21 protein-coding genes and 1 pseudogene are annotated in these 21,922 nt (G+C 30.9%); 21 read left to right on the top strand and 1 reads right to left on the bottom strand.

Going from position 1 to position 21,922, the window contains the following annotated elements; all coding sequences use genetic code 11:
* The first annotated feature begins 205 nt into the window (after positions 1 to 205).
* From rny to BMX60_RS03350, 21 genes and pseudogenes are all read left to right on the top strand, one after another.
* Positions 206 to 1,747, top strand: coding sequence for a ribonuclease Y (rny, locus tag BMX60_RS03455; RefSeq protein WP_091349309.1), 1,542 nt, complete (start codon positions 206 to 208; stop codon positions 1,745 to 1,747).
* Positions 1,748 to 1,824: 77 nt separating this feature from the next.
* Positions 1,825 to 2,583: a TIGR00282 family metallophosphoesterase gene (locus BMX60_RS03450; protein ID WP_091349195.1), complete on the top strand. Its 759-nt coding sequence runs from the start codon at positions 1,825 to 1,827 to the stop codon at positions 2,581 to 2,583.
* A 103-nt stretch (positions 2,584 to 2,686) separates the two neighbouring features.
* Complete coding sequence (spoVS, locus tag BMX60_RS03445; protein WP_072905217.1) at positions 2,687 to 2,947, top strand: stage V sporulation protein SpoVS; 261 nt, start codon at positions 2,687 to 2,689, stop codon at positions 2,945 to 2,947.
* 102 nt (positions 2,948 to 3,049) lie between these two features.
* Positions 3,050 to 4,000: a dipeptidase gene (locus tag BMX60_RS03440; RefSeq protein ID WP_177159679.1), complete on the top strand. Its 951-nt coding sequence runs from the start codon at positions 3,050 to 3,052 to the stop codon at positions 3,998 to 4,000.
* A gap of 3 nt (positions 4,001 to 4,003) precedes the next feature.
* The gene (locus BMX60_RS03435) at positions 4,004 to 4,834 is read left to right on the top strand and encodes a PHP domain-containing protein (protein WP_207648384.1); all 831 of its coding nucleotides are present in this window, start codon (positions 4,004 to 4,006) and stop codon (positions 4,832 to 4,834) included.
* Positions 4,827 to 5,819, top strand: coding sequence for a GntR family transcriptional regulator (locus tag BMX60_RS03430; protein ID WP_091349190.1), 993 nt, complete (start codon positions 4,827 to 4,829; stop codon positions 5,817 to 5,819). The genes BMX60_RS03435 and BMX60_RS03430 overlap by 8 nt, the downstream gene beginning before the upstream one ends.
* A 47-nt stretch (positions 5,820 to 5,866) precedes the next feature.
* Positions 5,867 to 7,246, top strand: coding sequence for a VanW family protein (locus BMX60_RS03425; protein ID WP_091349188.1), 1,380 nt, complete (start codon positions 5,867 to 5,869; stop codon positions 7,244 to 7,246).
* An 88-nt stretch (positions 7,247 to 7,334) separates the two neighbouring features.
* The gene (gene pduL / locus BMX60_RS03420; protein ID WP_091349186.1) at positions 7,335 to 7,907 is read left to right on the top strand and encodes a phosphate propanoyltransferase; all 573 of its coding nucleotides are present in this window, start codon (positions 7,335 to 7,337) and stop codon (positions 7,905 to 7,907) included.
* A gap of 485 nt (positions 7,908 to 8,392) precedes the next feature.
* The gene (locus BMX60_RS03415) at positions 8,393 to 9,115 is read left to right on the top strand and encodes an FMN-binding protein (protein WP_143055893.1); all 723 of its coding nucleotides are present in this window, start codon (positions 8,393 to 8,395) and stop codon (positions 9,113 to 9,115) included.
* A 97-nt stretch (positions 9,116 to 9,212) separates the two neighbouring features.
* On the top strand, positions 9,213 to 10,556 hold the full coding sequence (gene miaB / locus BMX60_RS03410; protein ID WP_207648383.1) for a tRNA (N6-isopentenyl adenosine(37)-C2)-methylthiotransferase MiaB: 1,344 nt from the start codon (positions 9,213 to 9,215) through the stop codon (positions 10,554 to 10,556).
* 81 nt (positions 10,557 to 10,637) lie between these two features.
* Entirely contained in the window at positions 10,638 to 13,181 is a 2,544-nt protein-coding gene (mutS, locus tag BMX60_RS03405; RefSeq protein ID WP_091349182.1) for a DNA mismatch repair protein MutS, read from the top strand.
* A gap of 6 nt (positions 13,182 to 13,187) precedes the next feature.
* Positions 13,188 to 14,972, top strand: a complete 1,785-nt coding sequence (mutL, locus tag BMX60_RS03400; protein ID WP_091349179.1) for a DNA mismatch repair endonuclease MutL — start codon at positions 13,188 to 13,190, stop codon at positions 14,970 to 14,972.
* Positions 14,973 to 15,392: a hypothetical protein gene (locus tag BMX60_RS03395; protein WP_091349177.1), complete on the top strand. Its 420-nt coding sequence runs from the start codon at positions 14,973 to 14,975 to the stop codon at positions 15,390 to 15,392.
* Positions 15,352 to 15,588, top strand: a pseudogene (locus BMX60_RS12455) (class I SAM-dependent methyltransferase); the annotation flags it as partial. The gene BMX60_RS03395 and the pseudogene BMX60_RS12455, both read left to right, overlap by 41 nt.
* Before the next feature lie 153 nt (positions 15,589 to 15,741).
* A complete protein-coding gene (miaA, locus tag BMX60_RS03385) occupies positions 15,742 to 16,671 on the top strand; it encodes a tRNA (adenosine(37)-N6)-dimethylallyltransferase MiaA (RefSeq protein ID WP_091349171.1) in 930 nt (309 codons plus the stop codon).
* Positions 16,672 to 16,718: 47 nt separating this feature from the next.
* Positions 16,719 to 16,961 carry an RNA chaperone Hfq gene (gene hfq / locus BMX60_RS03380; RefSeq protein WP_091349168.1) on the top strand — a complete coding sequence of 81 codons (243 nt, stop codon included), beginning with the start codon at positions 16,719 to 16,721 and terminating at the stop codon, positions 16,959 to 16,961.
* 122 nt (positions 16,962 to 17,083) lie between these two features.
* A complete protein-coding gene (gene spoVK, locus BMX60_RS03375) occupies positions 17,084 to 18,013 on the top strand; it encodes a stage V sporulation protein K (RefSeq protein WP_091349166.1) in 930 nt (309 codons plus the stop codon).
* The gene (locus BMX60_RS03370; RefSeq protein WP_091349164.1) at positions 18,010 to 18,597 is read left to right on the top strand and encodes a GTPase domain-containing protein; all 588 of its coding nucleotides are present in this window, start codon (positions 18,010 to 18,012) and stop codon (positions 18,595 to 18,597) included. Before spoVK ends, BMX60_RS03370 begins: the two co-directional genes overlap by 4 nt.
* Positions 18,578 to 19,141: a hypothetical protein gene (locus BMX60_RS03365; protein ID WP_091349161.1), complete on the top strand. Its 564-nt coding sequence runs from the start codon at positions 18,578 to 18,580 to the stop codon at positions 19,139 to 19,141. The genes BMX60_RS03370 and BMX60_RS03365 overlap by 20 nt, the downstream gene beginning before the upstream one ends.
* Positions 19,142 to 19,395: 254 nt before the next feature.
* Positions 19,396 to 20,655: a methionine gamma-lyase family protein gene (locus BMX60_RS03355; protein WP_091349157.1), complete on the top strand. Its 1,260-nt coding sequence runs from the start codon at positions 19,396 to 19,398 to the stop codon at positions 20,653 to 20,655.
* Between the two features lie 85 nt (positions 20,656 to 20,740).
* Complete coding sequence (locus tag BMX60_RS03350; protein WP_091349156.1) at positions 20,741 to 21,076, top strand: hypothetical protein; 336 nt, start codon at positions 20,741 to 20,743, stop codon at positions 21,074 to 21,076.
* Here BMX60_RS03350 and lexA read toward each other — a convergent pair.
* The gene (gene lexA / locus BMX60_RS03345; RefSeq protein WP_091349153.1) at positions 21,063 to 21,686 is read right to left on the bottom strand and encodes a transcriptional repressor LexA; all 624 of its coding nucleotides are present in this window, start codon (positions 21,684 to 21,686) and stop codon (positions 21,063 to 21,065) included. The genes BMX60_RS03350 and lexA overlap by 14 nt on opposite strands.
* Between the last annotated feature and the right edge of the window lie 236 nt (positions 21,687 to 21,922).

Below are 21,922 nucleotides of genomic sequence, written 5' to 3'. Positions count from 1 at the left end.
CATGGATAAATATTAAACATCAACTTGACATGGTATTTCAAAAAATATACAATATTAATGTATAAAATTAAGAAAAAAAACAGTAGCCCTGTGCTTTTATATATAAAAGAAAATTGGATATTTTAATTAATAATATATTAGTTATTATCCTATTTAACTGGGGCTACTCGGTTAATTTTTTTATATTATAAAGGAGGTGAACACAATTAACCAAACTACTCAAATTATAGTAACAATCTCAGTAGGGGTCGCGGCCCTAGGTATTGGTTATATAATCAGAAAATTGATAGCTGAAGCTAAAATATCTTCAGCAGAACAGGAAGCTCTAAGAATAATTGAAGAAGCTAAAAAAGAAGCTGAAGGTAAAAAACGGGAAATAATACTTGAAGCTAAAGAAGATATTCTTAAATTAAGAAGTGAATTTGAAAAAGAAAGTAAAGAAAGAAGATTGGAAATTCAAAGGCTTGAAAAGAGAATAATTCAAAAAGAAGAAACTCTAGATAAGAAAATTGAAAATCTAGAGAAAAAAGAAGAAAATTTGAATAAGAAAGAAATGGAAATTGCTGAGTTACAAAGAAGTTTGGAAGATATACAACTTCAACAAATTAAAGAGCTTGAAAGAATTTCCGCATTAACGACATCTGAAGCTAAAGAAATTTTACTTTCTAATGTTAAAAAAGAAATTCAACATGAAATGGCCATGATGATTAAAGAAGTAGAGGAACAAGCTAAAGAAGAAGCGGAAAAGAAAGCTAGAAATATTATTTCATTAGCTATTCAACGCTGTGCAGCAGATCATGTGGCTGAATCAACGGTTTCAGTTGTTCCACTACCTAATGATGAAATGAAAGGTAGAATTATTGGTAGAGAAGGTAGAAATATTCGGGCTTTAGAAACACTAACTGGTATTGATTTAATTATCGATGATACACCTGAAGCTGTTATTTTATCTGGTTTTGATCCTATACGGAGGGAAATTGCAAGGATTGCTTTAGAAAAGCTAATTGTTGATGGAAGGATTCATCCTGGTCGCATAGAAGAAATGGTAGCTAAAGCACAAAAAGAGGTGGAAGCTCAGATCCGTGAAGAAGGAGAACAAGCAACCTTTGAAGCTGGTATTCATGGAATCCATCCAGAACTCATAAAACTATTAGGACGCTTAAAATTTAGAACTAGTTATGGTCAAAACGTTTTAAAACACTCTTTAGAAGTAGCCCATTTAGCTGGTGTAATGGCTGCTGAACTAAATGCCGATGTTAAATTAGCTAAAAGAGGTGGACTATTACATGATATTGGCAAGGCAGTGGATCATGAAGTTGAAGGACCTCATGTGGCTATTGGTGCAGAACTTGCCAAAAAATATAAAGAAAGTCCTGAAGTTATTCATTGTATTGCTGCCCATCATGGTGATGAAGAACCCCAAACTATTGAAGCGGTTATTGTACAAGCTGCTGACGCTATTTCTGCTGCCCGTCCTGGAGCGAGAAGGGAAACATTGGAAAACTATATTAAACGTTTACAAAAATTGGAGGAAATTGCAGAATCTTTCGATGGTGTAGAAAAATCCTTTGCTATACAGGCAGGTCGTGAAATTAGAATCATGGTAAAACCAGATAAAATTGATGACACTTTAGCAGTAAACATTGCTAGAGAAATAACTAAAAAGATCGAAAATGAACTGGAATATCCAGGTCAAATAAAAGTTACAGTAATAAGGGAAACTAGAGTTGTAGAATATGCAAAATAAAGGGAGAAATTCCCTTTATTTTTTTAAAAATTGGCCATAATATTTTTATTAATATTTTCTTTAATTCGGAGGGAAAAATGAAAGTTATTTTTATTGGTGATATTGTAGGAAGTCCAGGTAGAAAAATTTTACAGGAAAGTCTAGCAACTTTAATAGAAGAATATAGACCAGATTTAATTATTGCTAATGGAGAAAATGCAGCGGGAGGTAAAGGATTAACTCCTAAAATTGCAGATGAGCTTTTTGAAAGTGGAATTGATATTATAACAATGGGAAATCATGTTTGGGATAAAAAGGAAATATATCCCCTTTTAGAAAATGATTTGAGGATTGTAAGACCTGCAAATTATCCTGATTTTTGTCCTGGAAAGGGGTTTACTACAGTTACTATTAATAATAAAAAAGTGCTGATTATTAATCTATCTGGTACAGTTTATTTAGATAACCTTAATTGTCCTTTTAAAACAATTGATAATATTTTAGCAACTACCAGTTCAGATTATATAATTGTTGATTTTCACGGAGAAGCTACCTCTGAAAAACTAGCAATGGGTTGGTATTTAGATGGTAGAGTAAGTGCAGTATTAGGTACCCACACCCATGTACAAACTGCAGATCATAGAGTTCTAAATAAAGGAACTTTATACATAACCGATGTCGGTATGACTGGTCCCTATGATGGAATATTAGGAGTTGAAAAAGAAGAAGTTATAAAAAAATTTATCACTAAAATGCCATCAAAATTTTCTGTATTAGAAAAAGGACCCAATCAATTAAATGGAGTTTTCCTTGATTTAGAGGAAAAAATCATTACCCCTATAAAAATTATTAATTAAATTATAGAAATTTTTTCTAAAAAAAGAAGGTATTTTTATTTTTATGTAGAATATATATAAAGGGAAAATACAAAATACTCTATATTTGAGGGGGTAATCAGTAATGGAAGTATTAAAAGTATCAGCAAAATCAAATCCTAATTCAGTAGCCGGTGCTCTAGCAGGAGTACTCAGAGAAAGGGGAGGCGCAGAGCTACAAGCCATAGGAGCTGGCGCGCTAAATCAAGCTATTAAAGCTGTAGCAATTGCTAGAGGATTTGTTGCACCTAGTGGAGTTGACCTAATCTGTATACCAGCATTCACTGATATTCAGATTGACGGTGAAGAAAGAACAGCTATCAAATTGATAGTTGAACCTAGGTAAACTAAGAGAACCTGTTTACACTCTCCGTAAACAGGTTTTATAATTTTATTATTCAATAGTTAATATTTAGGCAATAATAACTAAAAAAGGGAGAGAATTAAATTGGAAGATCTTAAAATAATTGACGGTCATTGTGATACTTTGTTATTATTTGACAATAAAGATTATAATTTTCATAAAAAAAATAATATGGGCCATATAGATCTTGAAAGACTTATATCTGCTAATGTTCTTTTACAATTTTTTGCAATATATATAGACCCCCATTATTTAAATCAAGCATTGGAAAAAGGCTTAACTATGGTAAGTAAACTACTACAGAGTATAAATTCAGATGATAGATTATTTCTAGTGATAAATAAAAGTACTTTGAGTAACTTAACTCCCGGTAAAGTAGGGGCAGTAATTAGTTTAGAAGGTGGAGAAGTTTTCAATAGAAATCTCCATTTAATCGACATTTTTTATCAACTTGGAGTTAGGGCTATAGGATTAACTTGGAATTACAGTAATTTGTTATGTGATGGTATTGGAGAACCAAGGGGTGGTGGATTAACAATCTTTGGTAAGGAAGTCGTAAAGAGAATGTCTGAACTGGGAATGATTTTGGATGTATCCCATATTTCAGTAAAGGGTTTTTGGGATTGTATCGAACATTTTTCTCACCCAATACTAGCATCACATTCTAATGTAAAGAAACTGTGTAACCATCAAAGAAATTTATCTGATGATCAAATAAAAGAAATAGCAAAAACTGGAGGATTAATTGGCGTAAACTTTGTTCCATATCACTTAACAGATCAGCCAGAAGAAGCTAGTATTGATCATATTATCGACCATATCAGTTATATAGGAGATTTAGTTGGTATAGAATATGTAGGTTTAGGTAGTGATTTTGATGGTGTCGATATTTTACCTCATGGAATCAGAGATGTTAGGGATTTATCTAAAATATTGCAAAGAATGAAAGAAAGGGGTTTTTCCCTAAAAGATATTGAAAAAGTATTTTATAGCAACTTTTATAATTTCTTATCCCGCTATTTTAAGGAGGAATAAACTTTGGATCTGCACATACATTCATTGCATTCTGATGGTACAATGTCTATTAAAAAAATTATAGAAATTGCCGAAAGTTTAAATTTAGAAATTATTTCCATTACAGATCATGACACAGTTTCAGGAGTTCAAGAAGCCATAGAATTAGTAAAAGGCAAGGAGATCAAATTAGTACCTGGAATTGAAATAAACACAGAATACAAAAAGAAAGAAGTTCATATACTTGGATATTTTATCGATATTTTTAATGATAATCTTATAGAAACCATAGAATACTTGAGAAATGAGAGGGTTAATAGGGTCAAAAAAATTATTACAAAGTTAAATAATTTAAATATACCAATAACCTTTGAAGAGGTATTGGAACAAAGTAAAGGTGAATCCATAGGAAGGCCCCATATAGCACTAGCTATGATAAAAAAGGGGTATGGTAAAACAGTTGCGGAAATTTTTGATGAATATATAGATCAAGGGAAACCCGCTTATGTTGAAAGATTTAAACTTTCTCCTTATGATGCCATTAAGTTAATACGTAATGCCAATGGAATTGCAGTTTTGGCACATCCTAGACTAGTAAAAGATGAGGATATTGTCAATGAACTATTACCCCATTTAGATGGTTTAGAAGTTTTTCATAGTGAACACACAGAAGAAGATAGTAACTATTATCTAAATAAAGCCCTTCAATATAACCTAATTGTTACCGGAGGATCAGATTGTCATGGCATTGGTAAGGGTAAGGAACTGCTACTTGGTACAGTAAAAATACCTAAAGAATATATATCTAATTTTAAAAAGATATATAAAGAATGGGAGGGGAGAAATAATGTCTAATTTTTATCTTGATAAAGATAGTAAAATTCCACTCTATGTCCAGGTTAAAGATAATATTAAAAGATTAATAAATGAAGGTATTTGGAAACATGGTATGAAAATCCCTACAGAAAGAGAGTTGTCTAAAGAATTAAATGTCAGTAGAAATACAATAAGTGTAGCTTATCAAGAACTGGTAAGTGAGGGTATTTTGTTTTGTCAACAGGGCCGGGGAACCTTTGTGGCGGAAGCCGATGAAGCATTAAAGAAAGAAAGTAGAAAAGAACGATTAATGAAAATTGTTGATTTATGCCTCGATGAAGGACTATCTTTAGGTTTTAAAATAGATGAAATTCTAGCTATAATGTATGTCAGAGCCCGAGAAAAAAAGGATATTCTCAATTCTGTCAAGGTATTTTTTATAGAATGTAATAAAGAGCAAGTAGAGTATATTTCAAAACAATTATCTCAAGCTTTGTCTATTTTAGTAGAACCAATATTATTAGATGAAATTTTAAATAATCCCAGTCAATATTCTGTTATTAGTGAAAAAGCTGATATAATAGTTACAACATTTTTCCATTTTGAACAAATTAAGAATCTCCCCATTCCTCATAATACAGAATTAATTCCAATAGCCCTTTCACCTCAGTTGGAAACAATTGTAAAAATAGCTAGATTGCCTGCAGAACAAAATGTAGCTTTAATCTGCCATTCTGAAACCTTTGCCAATAAAATTAAGTCTAGTCTACAAAGTGCTGGAATTAACCATTTACAATTAACTGAATTTCTAACAAAGGAGATCGATGATCAAACCCTTGAAAAGGTTTTACAAAAATACAAATATTTTATCACTTCTCCAGGGAAGAAAATGAAATTAGCTAAAATTTTAGGAAATCTACATAATAAAGAGATAATAGAATTTGTTTTTCAACCTGATTTAGCTTCTATAAACCTCTTAAAAAGCACTTTATTAGAAGTTAAAAGAAAAAGAATTAGTTTATAGTCTAATTATTAACCTCCTTCAATATATTACTGAAGGAGGTGTTTTCATTGAAAAAGAAAAAACTAGTTATATTAACTTCTATACTGGTTTTGATACTGATTAGTTCAATGATATATTTATATCTTGATAACCAAAGATTTAATAATACATTTTACCCAGAAACCTATGTTAACGAATTGCCAATAGGAAATTTGTCTTTAGAGGAAGCTGCTATAATTTTAAATATTGGGTTAAACACAAAGGGTAGCTTTATCTTGAAAAATAATGATAAAGAATGGGAATTGCCAATGGAAGAAATAGTGTATTTTAAGATAGAAGAAACATTAACAACTATTTTAAATGAACAGAAAAAAAACAATTTTATCAAAGGATTTTTTATGAGGAATTCTCCCCGATATTATAATGTTGAATTTACCCTTAGTAAAAATTTATTAAATTTTATTGATAAAATACAAGGTGAAGTAGAAATTTTTCCGAAAAATGCCGAATTTTTTATTACATCAGACAAAAAGGTAAATATTATACCACATCAAGAAGGAAAGTCCATCAATATTGAGGAAACTATTGAAGAAATTTATCAAAATATTAGTGAAGGAAAATACAAAGGAAAGATAATATATAAACCCCTTAAACCACAAGTTACTACTAGCCAACTAGAAAGCTTAAAAGTTAAAGACCATCTATTTTCAATAGAAACATACTATGGTGATTCTTCTGAAAATAGGTTGCATAATATTAAATTAGCGGCAGAAAAAATCCAAAACATTTTGTTATTCCCTGGTGAAGAATTTTCTTTTAATAAACTAGTAGGACCTGCTGACGAAGCAGGAGGCTATAAAGAAGCAACTATCATAGTTGATGGTCAATTTGTCCCTGGCATAGGTGGTGGTATTTGTCAAGTTTCGTCTACCATCTATGTAGGAGCATTAAAAGCAAATTTAGAAATTTTACAAAGGCGTAATCATGGTCGGCCGGTAAGTTATTTACCAAAAGGGTTAGATGCCACAATAAGCTATCCATACTTAGATCTAAGGTTTAGAAATAATACCGATTATGGGATAATAATCAATACTATAACAACTTCTACCCATTTAATAGTAGATTTTTATAGTTATAAACCCCATTTTCCCCAAATAGAATTTGAAACTATCGAAGAAATAATTCCATATCAAATTGAAAAAATAGAAAAATCCAATATGAAGAGTGGAGAAAAGAAGGTCATTCAAAAAGGGCAAGTGGGATATAAAGTAACGACATATAAACTTATTACTGATCATAATGGTATTACCAGAAAAGAATTATTATCAACAGATACTTACCGACCAGTAAAAGAAATTGTTTATATTGGAATAAAAAGTACAGAAGGGGAAAACAATACCCAAGAAGTAGATAATGATGATGAAAGTAACGAAGATGGTGGAGATTAAAATAAAAAATCTGTAATAATCCTTGCAAGGATAACTGTTTCATGTAATAATATATGTAGAAAATATCTATTTCAAGGGAGGAATTGTAATGTCTAAACTAATTCCTGTTGGTGTATCTAACAGGCACCTTCATTTGTCACAAGAAGATATCTATACATTATTTGGCCAAGGTTATGAATTAAAGCCACTAAAAGACCTTTCACAACCAGGTCAATATGCAGCAGAAGAAACTGTTACCCTTCAAGGGCCAAAAGGTTCTATAGAAAAAGTTAGGGTATTAGGTCCTGCAAGAAAACAAACCCAGGTAGAGATTTCTAGAACTGATAGTTATGTACTTGGAATTAAACCTCCTGTTAGAGATTCTGGAGCTTTGGCTAATTCTTCACCAATAACAATAATTGGACCTAAGGGAAAAGTAGAACTTAAAGAAGGTGCTATTCTAGCTCAAAGACATATCCATATGCATACAACTGATGCTGAAGAGCTTGGTTTAATAGATAAACAATTGGTACAAGTAGAAGCTGATGGTGAAAGAGGAGTAATTTTTAAAAATGTCCTTGTTAGAGTACATGAATCCTTTGCTTTAGAATTTCATATCGATACAGATGAGGCTAATGCAGCAGGTTTAGCTAATGGTGATAAAGTAAAGATAGTAGGTTAAAAAACCTACTATCTTTAAATTTGTAGGTAAGACTCGCAAAAAAGATATATTTTCCTTAAGGAATTGCTATCGCCTTCCCTACATCTTTATTTTTTGTATAAAACAAATAATTTATTATTAAATGAGGAAATTGCATAATTAAATTTCTAGATTAAATTTATCAATATATTGTGTTTATTATTTTTCTATAATACTATATCTAGATATTTTGTTTTTGATTTCTTAAATATGCAATTTCCTCAAATATGTAAAAACTTATTAATTAGCTGAAAAAAGAAGAAAAAGGAAGAAAAATCCTTGTAATTGATCATATTTACCAGAAAAAGAGCTTTTTATAGGTATAAGAATATGTTATAATAAATTCAGAAAGAATATCTAGTACATAGATAAAGTTTTCACTATCACTTGTGGATAGGGGATTTTCCCTTTCTAATAATCAATATAATAATAGGGAGGTATAAAAAGTGAAAAAGTTTTTAGTTTTAATGTTAGTTTCAGTGATGGCATTAACTATTTTTGCTGGTTGTTCATCAAAAACAGAAGAACAACCAAATGAAGAGCCAAATTATGTTTACAAAAATGGTACTTTTGTAGGATACTCTGATAATAACAGAGGTTATGTAAAGGCAGAAGTAACCATTGAAAATGATCAAATCAAATCCGTAAAACTTACTGAATATCAAGGAAATGCCATCGAAAAAGATCCAGAAACTTATGGTAGAGAAGGTGCATTTGAAATTGGTTTACTTGCACAAGTTCATAAATACTTAGAAAATGCTTTTGTTGAAGCAAATGGTACAGATATTGATGCCTTCTCAGGTGCAACAAGCACTTCTAACAAAGCTAAACAAGCTGTTGAACGTGCTTTATTAAAAGCTAAAGTTGATGCTACACCTGGTTTAATCGACGGTACTTACCTTGGAAGATCTGAAATTACCGAAAGAGGTTATTCTGTAGCAGAAATTAAAATTGAAGGTGGAAAACTAGTTGAAGTAAACCTTTATGATATGAGAGCTGTTGAAAATGGTTTTGAACAAAAACCTGAAGATTATAATTGGCAACCATATCATGAAGCTAGGGAAGCAGTTGCTGCAGCAATGCTTGAAGCAAATAGCTATGATGTAGAAACATATACTGGAGCAACTAGCTCATCTGAAAAATGGATTCAAATTGTAAAAGAACTAATTGAAAGAGCTACAATAAAGTAGGCATAATGCCTACTTTATTTTTTCTTCGACTTTTATTACGAGGTAAATTATGTTATAATATCTTCGATTGAATTACATAATATCAGGAGGAGCAATAATGGAAATGCAAAATAAACATTTCATAATCCATACTTATGGCTGTCAAATGAATGTTCATGATAGCGAAATTTTAGCAGGTATGTTGGTACAAATGGGGTATACCCCTACCGCCAATGAAGAAGAGGCTGATATTATTCTCATAAATACTTGTACCATTAGAGATAAAGCTGAACAGAAGATTTTTGGTAAGATCGGTACTTTAAAAAGACTAAAGGATCAAAACCCAGATTTAATTATTGGTATTTGTGGATGTATGTCTCAACAAGAGGAAGTAGCAAAAAAAATAAAAGCTAATTTTCCCCATGTAGATTTATTATTCGGTACCCACAATGTTCATCAATTGCCAGAAATGATCAAAAAAATCTTGCTGAATAATGAAAGGGTCTTTGAAATTTGGGAAAGGGAAGGGGAAGTAGTGGAAGGTCTACCCCAACACCGGAATGAAGGTATTTCTGCTTGGGTAACCATTACCCTTGGTTGTAATAACTTCTGTACCTACTGTATAGTACCTTATGTAAGGGGAAGGGAAAGGAGTAGAAAACCTGAAGATATTATTAAAGAAGTACAAGGATTAGCAAAACAAGGTTTTAAAGAAATTACTCTATTAGGACAAAATGTTAATAGTTATGGAAAGGATTTTGATACATCCTATGATTTTGCTGATCTTTTATCAGAGTTAGATAAAATAGATGGTATCGAAAGAATTCGCTATACCACATCTCACCCTAGGGATTTTACTGATAAACTTATAGACGTAATAGCCCAAAGTAAAAAGGTATGTAACCATTTCCATCTACCGGTACAAGCGGGAAGTAATAAAATTTTAAAAGCTATGAATAGGGGATATACTAGAGAGCAATATTTAGAATTAGTACAAAAGATAGAGAGTAAATTTCCTGAATACTCCATCACTACTGATTTAATCGTTGGTTTTCCTGGAGAGACAGAAGAAGATTTCCAACAAACTTTAGATTTAGTTAAAAAAGTCAAGTATGACTCTGCCTTTACATTCGCCTATTCTCCTAGGGCAGGAACTCCCGCTGCAAAAATGGAAAACCAAGTATCTAAAGAAGAAAAAAGTAGTCGATTAACACGTTTAATAGAATTACAAAATGAAATTTCTAAAGAAAAAAATCTCTCCATCGTAGGTAAAGTATATCCTATTTTAGTTGAAGGAGTAAGTAAAACAAATAAAGATTACCTAAGTGGTCGTACAACGACAAATAAATTAGTCAATTTCCCTGCACCAAAGGATAAAGATTTAACAGGTCAAATTGTTCCTGTTAAAATAAAACAAGCTCAAACCTGGTCCCTTATAGGTGAGTTACTATCAGAGGAATAACCCCTCTGATTTTTTTTAAAAATTTAACCTTCAAAACATCAGGAATATGTTATAATATTGATTGTGTAAGGGGGTTAGAAAATGGCAAAATTAACACCAATGATTCAACAATATATAGATATAAAAGAACAATATAAAGACTGTCTCCTTCTTTTTAGGGTTGGGGATTTTTATGAAATGTTTTTTGAAGATGCTGTAATTGGAGCAAAAGCATTAGAAATCGCTTTAACTGCCAGGGATGGGGATAAGAACATTCCATTAGCAGGTGTACCATATCATTCATTGGATTCATATCTTGGAAAGCTGATAAAAAAAGGCTTTAAAGTGGCTATTTGTGAACAAGTTGAAGATCCTAAAGAATGTAAAGGGATAGTAAAACGGGAAGTTGTTAGGGTGATTACCCCTGGTACAGTAACTGATGAAAATTTACTAGAATCTAAAGATAATAATTTTATTTGTTCTATAAGTACTTATTCAAATAAGTATGGTTTAAGCCTACTAGACAACTCTACAGGAGAATTTTTTTTTACTGAGGGAAAAATAGACTTAAATGGAATTTTTTCTTTATTAGTCAAATACAACCCGGCAGAAATTATAGTTTTTGATGATAATCCTTTTTTAGAGAAACTCAACTTATTAAATGCTAATATCTCAATTTATGAGATAAAAAAGGAAAATTTAACTCAATTTAACCAACTATTGAGCAATGTTAACAATTACCCAATAGCCCTTAAGGCTGTTGAACTTTTATTATCTTATATAATGGATACTCAAAAAAGCCAATTAAAACACATTAATCATATCTATTTTATCAATTCTCAAGAATACATGGCCTTAGATTACAGTACCATTAGAAATCTAGAAATAACTACAACCATTAAAGATAATAAAAAGGAAGGCTCCCTGTTATGGGTATTAGATAAAACTAAATCACCTATGGGAGGCCGTAAACTAAAACAGTGGATATTAAATCCTCTCTTACAGCAAGACAAAATCAATTACCGATTAGATATAGTTGAAAAATTATATAACAATTTGTATACTACTGAAAAGCTATCTAAGTTAATAGACTCCATTTATGATTTAGAACGGATAGGTACAAAAATAGTATACAATACAGTGAATCCTAAGGATTTGGTAGCCCTTAAAACATCTTTAAGTAAATTACCGTTAATAAAAGACAGCCTTCTCCAATTAGATCATCCTTCTTTAAATGATTTAGCAAATAAAATTGTTTTATTAGATGATTTAGTAGATATAATTGATAAAGGAATTGTAGACAATCCTCCTACCCATGTTAAAGAAGGAGGTATCATTAAAAAGGGTTTTAATGAAGAGTTAGATAAGTTAAAATACACAGCGGAAAATGGCCGTAAATGGTTAGGGGAATATGAACATAAATTAAAGTCTGAAACAGGTATAAAAACACTAAAAATAGGGTATAATAAAGTCTTTGGTTACTATATAGAAGTAACAAGGACAAATACCCACCTTGTTCCAGAATCTTTTCAAAGAAAACAAACCTTAGCCAATGCTGAACGGTATTTCACTGCTGAACTTAAAGAATATGAAGAACTAATATTAGGTGCTGCTGATAAAATAATCCAACTAGAGTATAACTTATTTTGTGATATTCGACAGGCAGCTTTAGATAAAATAAATGAAATTCAGAAAAACAGTGAGATAATTGCAGAATTAGATTGTTATTGTACCTTTGCAATTATCGCTTCTGAAAATAATTACACAAAACCAATTGTAGATACATCTGATGAAATAATAATAAAAGCTGGTAGACATCCTGTTATTGAACAAATGATAGCAAAAGAAAATTTTATATCTAATGATACATTAATGGATTGTAGAGAAAATAGAATGCTAATCATTACAGGGCCTAATATGGCAGGTAAATCTACCTATATGCGGCAAGTGGCATTAATAACTTTAATGGCCCAAATTGGTTCATTCGTTCCAGCAAAGTCTGCTAAAATAGGTATTGTCGATCGTATTTTTACTAGAGTTGGTGCCAGTGATGATTTATCATCAGGACAAAGTACATTTATGGTTGAAATGAATGAATTAGCCAATATCCTCAAAAATGCCACTAAAAAGAGTCTAATTATTTTAGATGAAGTTGGTAGGGGCACTAGTACCTTTGATGGTATGAGTATAGCCCAAGGAGCAGTGGAATATATCCTCAATCCAGATATCTTAGGGGCTAAAACACTATTTGCTACCCATTATCATCAATTAACTTCTTTAGAAGAAAAATACAGTGGTATTAAAAATTATTCCATTGCTGTAAAGGAAGAAAATGATCAAATTACTTTTCTTCATTCAATAATCCCTGGTGGAAGTGATAAGAGCTATGGAATTCAAGTAGCAAAGTTAGCTGGGGTACCTTCCCAGGTAATTCGGAGGGCAAAGGAAATTTTACACCAGCTAGAAAATGGATATGATTCCAATAATCAAGTTGCTACTACAAAGGATGAAGATTTGTTTAGCCATGCCTTTGAAGATTATCTAGTAATCATAGAAGAATTAAAAGACTTAGATTTAAACAATATTACTCCTATAGAAGCAATGATGTTTTTATCTTCAATTAAAAAGAAGTTGGAAAGGAGGTAGTGGTCAGTGAATAAAATTTACATTCTTCCCCCTCAAACAGCTAATAAAATTGCTGCTGGGGAAGTTGTTGAAAGACCTGCCTCTATAGTAAAAGAACTAATCGAAAATTCTATCGATGGTAAAAGTACTAATATTACTATTAACCTTGTCGATGCTGGTAAAGAAAAAATTGAAGTTATAGATAATGGAGTTGGTATTCATAAAGATGATGTTCCAGTTGCCTTTTTAAGACATGCAACTAGTAAAATTAAAGATGAAAAAGATTTAGAAAAGATTTCTTCTTTAGGATTTAGGGGAGAAGCCCTTCCATCCATTGCAGCGGTTTCTAAAGTTACACTAATTACAAGAACAGTTGGAGAGGATTTTGGTATAAAATACGTTATAGAAGGGGGTAAGGAACAACTATTTGATGTAGCCCCTGCTAATCTAGGTACTAGAATTATTGTAGAAGATTTATTTTATAACACCCCTGCACGGAAAAAATTTTTAAAAACCAATGCAACAGAATTAAGTTATATAACTGATTTAGTAGGAAGATTTATTATGTCCCATCCCCATATCTCTTTTCAACTTACCCATAATAATAAACTCCTTCTTAAATCCAGTGGTGATGGAGATCTTAAACATTGTTTGTCTGAGGTAATGGGCTGGGAAACTGCAGAAAATTCTTTAGAAGTAAATTTCTCATATGAAAATATGAAAGTCACAGGATTAATAATTAAGCCTGTATTAACAAAAAGCTCTAGAAGTGGTCAAATGTTTTTTATCAATAACAGAATTGTTAAATCACTAATGTTGGCCAAAGCTTTAGAAACGGGTTATAATACCCTTATTCCTATAGGACGTTATCCTCAAGGAATTTTAAATATCGAAATTCAGCCTGAAGATTTAGATGTCAATGTCCATCCATCAAAGCAAGAGATTAAATTTAAAGATGAAAAAGCTGTTTTTTATCTAGTTAAACAGGGGGTAGAAAATGCCCTTACAAACAAACCACTAATTTCTGAATTTAAACATACAAATGTAAGTAAACAATTCAATATTACTCCACCAAAAAGGGAAACATTAATTTTAGAAAAAACTGAAGTAAAATATACCATACCAAATTCTTTAAAAGATGAACCTAAGGATACCAAAGAATTTAAAGTTTTAGAAAAACAACCTCTACAGCAAGTATTTGATCTTCCTGAAGAAGAGCAATATCTACATCCTTTTTTTAATACCTTAAAAATATTAGGTCAATATGCTAACTCTTATATTATTGCCGTTGATAGTGAACAAATATATTTAATCGATCAACACGCTGCCCAGGAAAAGATCTATTACGAAAAAGCATTGACACAAATGCACTCAAAACCAATAATTCAACAAATAATGCCAGTAACTTTAGAGCTAAAAAGGGGATACAGGGAAAAAATACAAGAAAACCTTGAACTTTTTAATAGTTTAGGTTTTGATTTAGATTTCTTTGATGGAAATAATATTATTGTAAGGGGTTTACCATTTTTCATTAATAAAACGGTTTCCTTGCAGATATTATTTGATGCTTTAGAAGAACTAATTTTTAATGATGATATAACTACTATTAAAAAGTATAAAGAAGCTGTCTTAGCTTTAATTTCCTGTAAAGGGGCAATCAAAGCAAACCATAAATTAAGTATTATAGAAATGGAGCAATTAGTAAAAGATTTAGGGAAAATTAGTAATCCTTATAGTTGCCCCCACGGAAGGCCAATAATAGTTTCTTTGGATAAATACAGTATTGAAAAATTATTTAAAAGGGTGACGTAATTGAATATAATAATAACTACCGCCCAACGACCAAATGATAATTTGTTATCTAAAGGGTTAAATTACAGTAAATTTTTAGATTTACCCTTTATACCGAGAGATAAAATAGGTAATCTCTCTAAAGATAATACTGCCTACTTAGTAGTTACCAAAGAAGGTTTGGTATGCCATTATCAAGGTCATAAGTTATTTTATCATCCTAGTATGGCAATGCTAAGGATCAAAGGAATTGTTAATGGAAAGGAAGACATTTTTACAACTATCTGTGGTGATATCAATGGATTTAGTATTTTAGATTGTACTATGGGATTTGGAGCTGATTCATTGGTTTGGAGCTATTTAAGCGGAGAAAATGGTTTGGTTACTTCTTTAGAAAAAAATAAAAGCCATAATTTCCGATGGTTTAAAAGGCAATTATAATAAATGGAAAGAAATTAATAGTTTTGCCAATAGAATAAAACCTTTAAATGAAGATTATGTTCAATTTTTATGTAATTGTCAAAGTAATTCCTATGATATAGTGTATTTTGACCCTATGTTTGATACCCCTATCGAGAAATCCTCCCATCTTCAACCATTAAGATTTTTTGCTGAGAGGTGTTCCCTAACTAAAGAAACTATCAATGAAGGGAAAAGGGTGGCTAAAAAATTCGTAATTGTAAAAAATAATCGTAACTACGATTTTTCTCAGTTAGGAATCACCGAAACCTTTTCTAAAAAAAGTAGTAATGTGAAATATGGAATAATTCGCCTTTAAAGGGGGAAAAAAATGGAAGATAATTATGTGGTTATTTTAGGACCTACTGCCAGTGGCAAGACAGCTCTATCAATCCAGTTGGCAAAACAAACCAATGATGAAATTATTTCTGCTGATTCTATGCTAATTTATAAAGGGATGGATATAGGTACAGCGAAACCAACTAAAGAAGAAATGGAGGGTATACCCCACCACTTAATAGATATAATAGAACCTGATGAAGAATTTAGTGTTTATGATTATCAAATTTTATCACAAAAAACAATTAGGGAGATCAAAGAACGGGGTAAATTACCTATTGTAGTTGGCGGTACAGGTTTATATATCCGGGCATTAACGGAGGATTTTACTTTAAATCAAATACCACAAGATGAGGCTGTAAGGAAAAAGTATTATGAGATTATGATAAATAAGGGGAAGGAGTATTTACATTCCCTTTTAAAAGATAAAGACCCCATAGCCTATGAAAAATTGCATCCTAATGATTATAAAAGGGTTATTAGGGCACTAGAAGTTTATGAGCTTTCAGGTAATTCTATTTATAATCTTCAGGAAAAAAAACATACTAATAACAATATCTTATACATAGGATTAACTATGGATAGAGAAATTTTATACAAGAGGGTAAACGATAGGGTAGATATTATGTTAAAACAAGGGTTAGTTGATGAAGTTAGGGCTTTGTTAGCTAAAGGTATTTCTAAAGAAGCAAATTCCATGAAGGGAATAGGCTATAAGCAAGTTATTGAATACCTAGAAGGAAGGTTAGATTATGATAAAATGGTGGAAATATTGAAGAGGGATACTCGCCGATATGCTAAAAGACAACTTACTTGGTTTAGAGGTATGGAAGGTATTTATTGGTTAGATATAACTAAAATGAAAAAAGAAGATATTATTACAAAAATATTGGAAAAGATGAAGGAAAAACAAATTTTATAGCGAATATATAAATTTATCAATTCAAACATAATATGGAGGTTATAAGCATGAGTAAAGGAATTAATTTGCAAGATTTAATCTTAAATTCAATTAGAAAGGATAATGCTCCAGTAACTATATATTTAGTTAGTGGAATCCAATTAAAAGGTTATGTCAAAGGTTTTGATAGTTTCACAATTCTATTAGAAAACGATGGTAAGCAGCAACTTATTTATAAACATGCTGTTTCTACAATTGTTCCACATAAGAACCTAAACTTAAATTTCCAAAATAATTCAAGTAATAATTAATCCTCAAAAGCGCCGTTAAGGCGCTTTTTCTGTTTAAGTCTTCCTTTGGAAGACTTTTTCTTTTTTGATTATGTTATATATAGTAATTTTTATAAATATATTTACATAGGGAGGGGAACTAGATGAGAGATGATGACATCTTTGAAAAATTAAAAAAGGGAAGGTTAAACCCTGTCGATGCTATTAGATTATTAAAGGGCGATACTGAAGGAGAAAAAAGTAACAAAATTGATTTAGTTTCTATAGATCCTACTAAAGAATTAGATGAATTAATAGGTCTTGAGGAAATTAAAGACTTCATCAGAGAATTAGAAGCTTTTATAACTATACAAAAAAAAAGAAAAGAACAAGGTTTGCAAACTCAGCCTATAGTTTTACATATGATTTTTAAAGGTAATCCTGGAACAGGAAAAACCACAGTAGCGAGAATATTAGGAAAGATTTTTAAGCACTTAGAAATATTAGATAAAGGACATCTAGTGGAAGTAGAAAGGGCAGATTTAGTGGGAGAGTATATAGGGCAAACTGCTCAAAAAACTAGGGAAAAAATCAATTCAGCAATGGGAGGAATACTTTTCATCGATGAGGCTTACTCATTAGCAAGAGGGGGTGAAAAGGACTTCGGTAAAGAAGCTATTGATACATTAGTAAAAGCAATGGAAGATAAAAAAGAACAATTTGTATTAATATTGGCAGGATATGAAGAACAAATGGAATATTTTTTAAAAACAAATCCTGGCCTTAAATCAAGGTTTCCTATTCATATTAACTTTAAGAATTATAAAATAGATGATTTAATAGAAATTGGTAAATTAATGTTAAAACAAAGGGACTATAAATTTAGTAAAGATGCAGAATTAAAGCTAAGATCTATTTTAGAAAAACATTTTAGTGAAAATCCTATAAATTTTTCTAATGCTAGATTAGTGCGGAACATCATTGAAAAAGCAATTCGCCTTCAAGCAGTCCGATTGTTAAAAGAAAGAAATATCACCAAAGAAAAATTGATGATCATTGAAAAAGAAGATATTACAGAAGGAGGTTTAAAATGAAAATTTTAGTTGTCGGTAAACCTAATGTTGGTAAAACACTATTTATCATTCAATTAATTAAGCAATTCAATGTCGATAATTTGACTTATACTTTTATTCACCATAATGGTCATAAATATAAAAAAAAATTGTCTATAGATGAAGGAATAAATTTACTTGTCAGTGATAAAGCAAACCATACATTAAATATCCATGATTTTACCATTCCTATAAAGAAAGGAAAAGGGAAGATCGAAATATCAGTTATGGACTCTTGTGGTATTTTACCTATAATTCATCACATAGATACAATAAGGGAGGGTATAGCCCAAACCTTGCAGCAATTTAAGCAAGCTTCTGCCATTTTCCATGTAATAGATAGTAGTTGCTATGTAAGTGATAGTATTATAGATAAAGAAATTTATGATTTTGGTTTACAACAAAATAACTATTTAATTTTGGCTAATAAAATTGATATAGAGAGAGGACAACTAACAGTTCCCCGAATCAAAAATGATTTTTCAAAGGCTATTGTTTTACCTGTTTCAGCAAAAACGGGTGAAGGAATGAGGGAGGTGATAAAATATGTTAATAAACTTATTTAAAATCTTTTTAGCTTTCTTGTTTATCGGTGTAGTTATAAAATATATGGATGATGTCAATGATGGGGAAGGGAAATTTGAACATTTTCCCTATTATTTAATCCTTACTACTTGTGCTGTACTCCTTGATAAAAATGTTTCGATAGCCTGTTTGTGGGCAGCATATGCTATAGGAATGGTAGATAAATTTAAAATCCATTATATATTTAATCTAAACGGTATTTTTGAAAGTATTATAATTTTAATCGTCGGTTTTTTGGTATTCGGATTTAAAACCTTTTTATACTATATAATCTTAATGTTATTTATCAATCTCTCTGATGATTTATTAGACTATAAGATCGATGAGTTTGGGAATAATCTAGCTAAAAAATTTGGCTTTGTAGAAGTGGGAATAGTAACTCTTAATTTACTTCTTTTATTGTTCTATTTTGATTATCAGTATGCCTTTATGTCTGTAATTGCATACTCTGTAATCCAAACATATTTTATTTACAGGGGGCGGTTATATGTTCGAAAAGATAATTATAATCTTTATAAGCGTTAATACCATTTTTTTATTAGGTTATGCTTTGGGTAGAAGGATTGGTAAAGCACAAGGTGAAAAAATTGGTTATCAAGAAAGTAAAACAGTCTTAAGAATGAAGGCAAATATATTTTCCCAATGTCCTATTTGCAACCAATATGTAAAAAAATTATGAACCATAATATATTTTCTTTAAAAAACCATAATAATCTAGTGATCAATACTCTAATTATGGTATAATTAGGTATAAATTATTTGGAGGTAGTAATCAAAAAATGAAACATTGGACAGAACTTTTACAAAGCAATAAATTAAAGGAATTACTAAATAAAAGTGAAGAAGATCTTAGGTATATTTTTAAAAAAATTGATGAAATCGCCGAAAATAATCAATTTAAAGTTCTTAAAGCTTTTCAAGACAATAAAATATCTGAAGGTCATCTTTGGGGTAGTACCGGATATGGATATGGGGATTTAGGCAGGGAAGGTCTAGATAACGTCTATGCCAGTATTTTCAACACAGAAGGGGCTTTGGTTAGGCAACAATTCGTATCTGGAACCCATTGTATCTCAACATGCTTATTCGCTTTACTAAATCCCGGTGATAAACTACTATATGTAACAGGTAAACCTTATGATACCTTAGAAAAAACTATAGGGATTATCGAGCATCCTCAATCACTTATTGCAAAAGGGGTTGAATATAGCCACGTAGATTTTTTGCCTAATGGTGATCTAGACTTTGAAGGAATAACAAAGGAGATTACACCTAATACTAAAGTAGTTGCTATTCAAAGATCCAAAGGATACTCCCTAAATAAATCTATTACTATAGCTGAAATGGCAGAAATAATTCAAAGGGTAAAAGGAATTAATTCTGAAATAATTATATTTGTTGATAATTGTTATGGTGAATTTACTGAAGAACTGGAGCCAACTGATGTTGGTGCAGATATTATTACCGGTAGTTTAATTAAAAATCCCGGCGGGGGATTAGCTTATACTGGGGGATATGTTGTTGGTAAAGAAGAGTTAATTAAAAAGGTGGCAGAACAACTAACGGCACCGGGTCTAGGCAAAGAAGTAGGGGCAACCTTAAATGTCAACCTACCATTTTATCAAGGTTTATTCATCGCTCCCAAAGTAGTAGCTGATTCATTAAAAGTTTCAATATTAACAGCATATTTAGCTGAAAAATTAGGTTTTGATGTTCATCCGAAGTTTGATGCTAAGAGAACAGATATTGTGCAAGCTATCATTTTTTATAATGAAGATAAATTAATTAAATTTTGTCAAGAAATTCAACACAATTCACCAATTGATTCCTATTCTACACCAATTCCGGACCAGTTACCTGGATATCAAAACCCTGTGATTATGGCAGCAGGTACTTTTATACAAGGGGCTTCTATAGAGCTAAGTGCAGATGCCCCCATTAGAGAGCCGTATATAGGTTATGTACAAGGAGCTTTAACTTATCAACACGGAAAAATTGCTATAGCGAAAGCCTTTGATAATGTAATAAATATTAAATAAGAAAACATTAGCCTCTTAAAAATTATAGATTTTTATGTCAGAAAATAATTCCTCCTGAATACAATGTTATAAAGGAGGGATTATTTTGACTAAAAAATTATTAACCCGAGTTAAGAGTTTCTCCATAGAAAAAAACAATCCATATAGAACTAGAAAAATTAAGATAGAATTTAAATTAAAAAATCCAACCACCATTGAAATAAAAGTACATCAATGGGATTGGACTTTAAAAAGATTAGTAGATGACAGGGAAGATAGTTACTTAATTCATGCAGAATATGATTACATTGACTTAGCTAATTTTTTGGTAGAAGAGTTAAATCATATTAAATATTTTAAGAAAATGGTAGAGGATTGGGTAGAAGATAGAAAATACAATTTTCCCTTTGAATACAAAGGTTTTGTAACTAAAGACTCCTAAATAAACCTATTACTTTACCTAATATTAAAGGATTTTTAACTAAAATAGGATCGTAATGTTCATTTTCAGGTTGCAGTCTAATGCAATCTTTTTCTTTATAAAATCTTTTAATTGTCGCCTCATCTTCAATTAAAGCTACAACAATATCTCCATTATTAGCATGATTAGTTTGTTGAACAAGAACTAGATCACCATTAAATATTCCAACATTGACCATACTATCACCAATAACCGATAACATAAAGGTCTTGTAAGAACCTTTAATGAAATTTTCAGGGACAGGAAAATATTCTTCAATATTCTCTTGAGCTAGTATAGGTAACCCAGCAGTTACTTTTCCTACTACTGGAACTTGAATCACCCCTGGACTTGAGATAATAGTATCATCTTGGCCATATAGTAATTCTATAGCCCTTGGTTTTGTAGGATCTCGTCTAATATATCCTAATTCTTCTAATTTAGCTAGATGGGCATGGACTGTAGAACTAGATTTTAAACCAACGGCCAGACCTATTTCCCTAACAGAAGGAGGATATCCTTTTAATCTAACTTGAGACTGTATAAATTCCAATATATCTTTTTGTCTATCAGTTAATTCATATAATTCCATTATAAAACCTCCCAACTCCTTTTAATTTATTATAACATAATATTCCATAAATGCAAACGTTAGTTCTGTTTTTTGCTAGCTATAAAGAAGATCTGGAGATTTGAAATCTTTTTTCACAAAACTATTGACCGAACAAGTGTTTTCCCGAGTTTTTCACCAAAAAACTAAATAACAAATCAAAAAACCTTGTAATACCAGTAAATACAAGGATATTTTTTTGTCAAATTTTAAACTTT

Source organism: Anaerobranca gottschalkii DSM 13577, from assembly GCF_900111575.1.
Taxonomy (GTDB): Bacteria; Bacillota; Proteinivoracia; order Proteinivoracales; family Proteinivoracaceae; genus Anaerobranca; species Anaerobranca gottschalkii.
The sequence above is the reverse complement of the archived record's forward strand: the minus strand, read 5'-3'. Positions and strand labels throughout refer to the sequence as shown.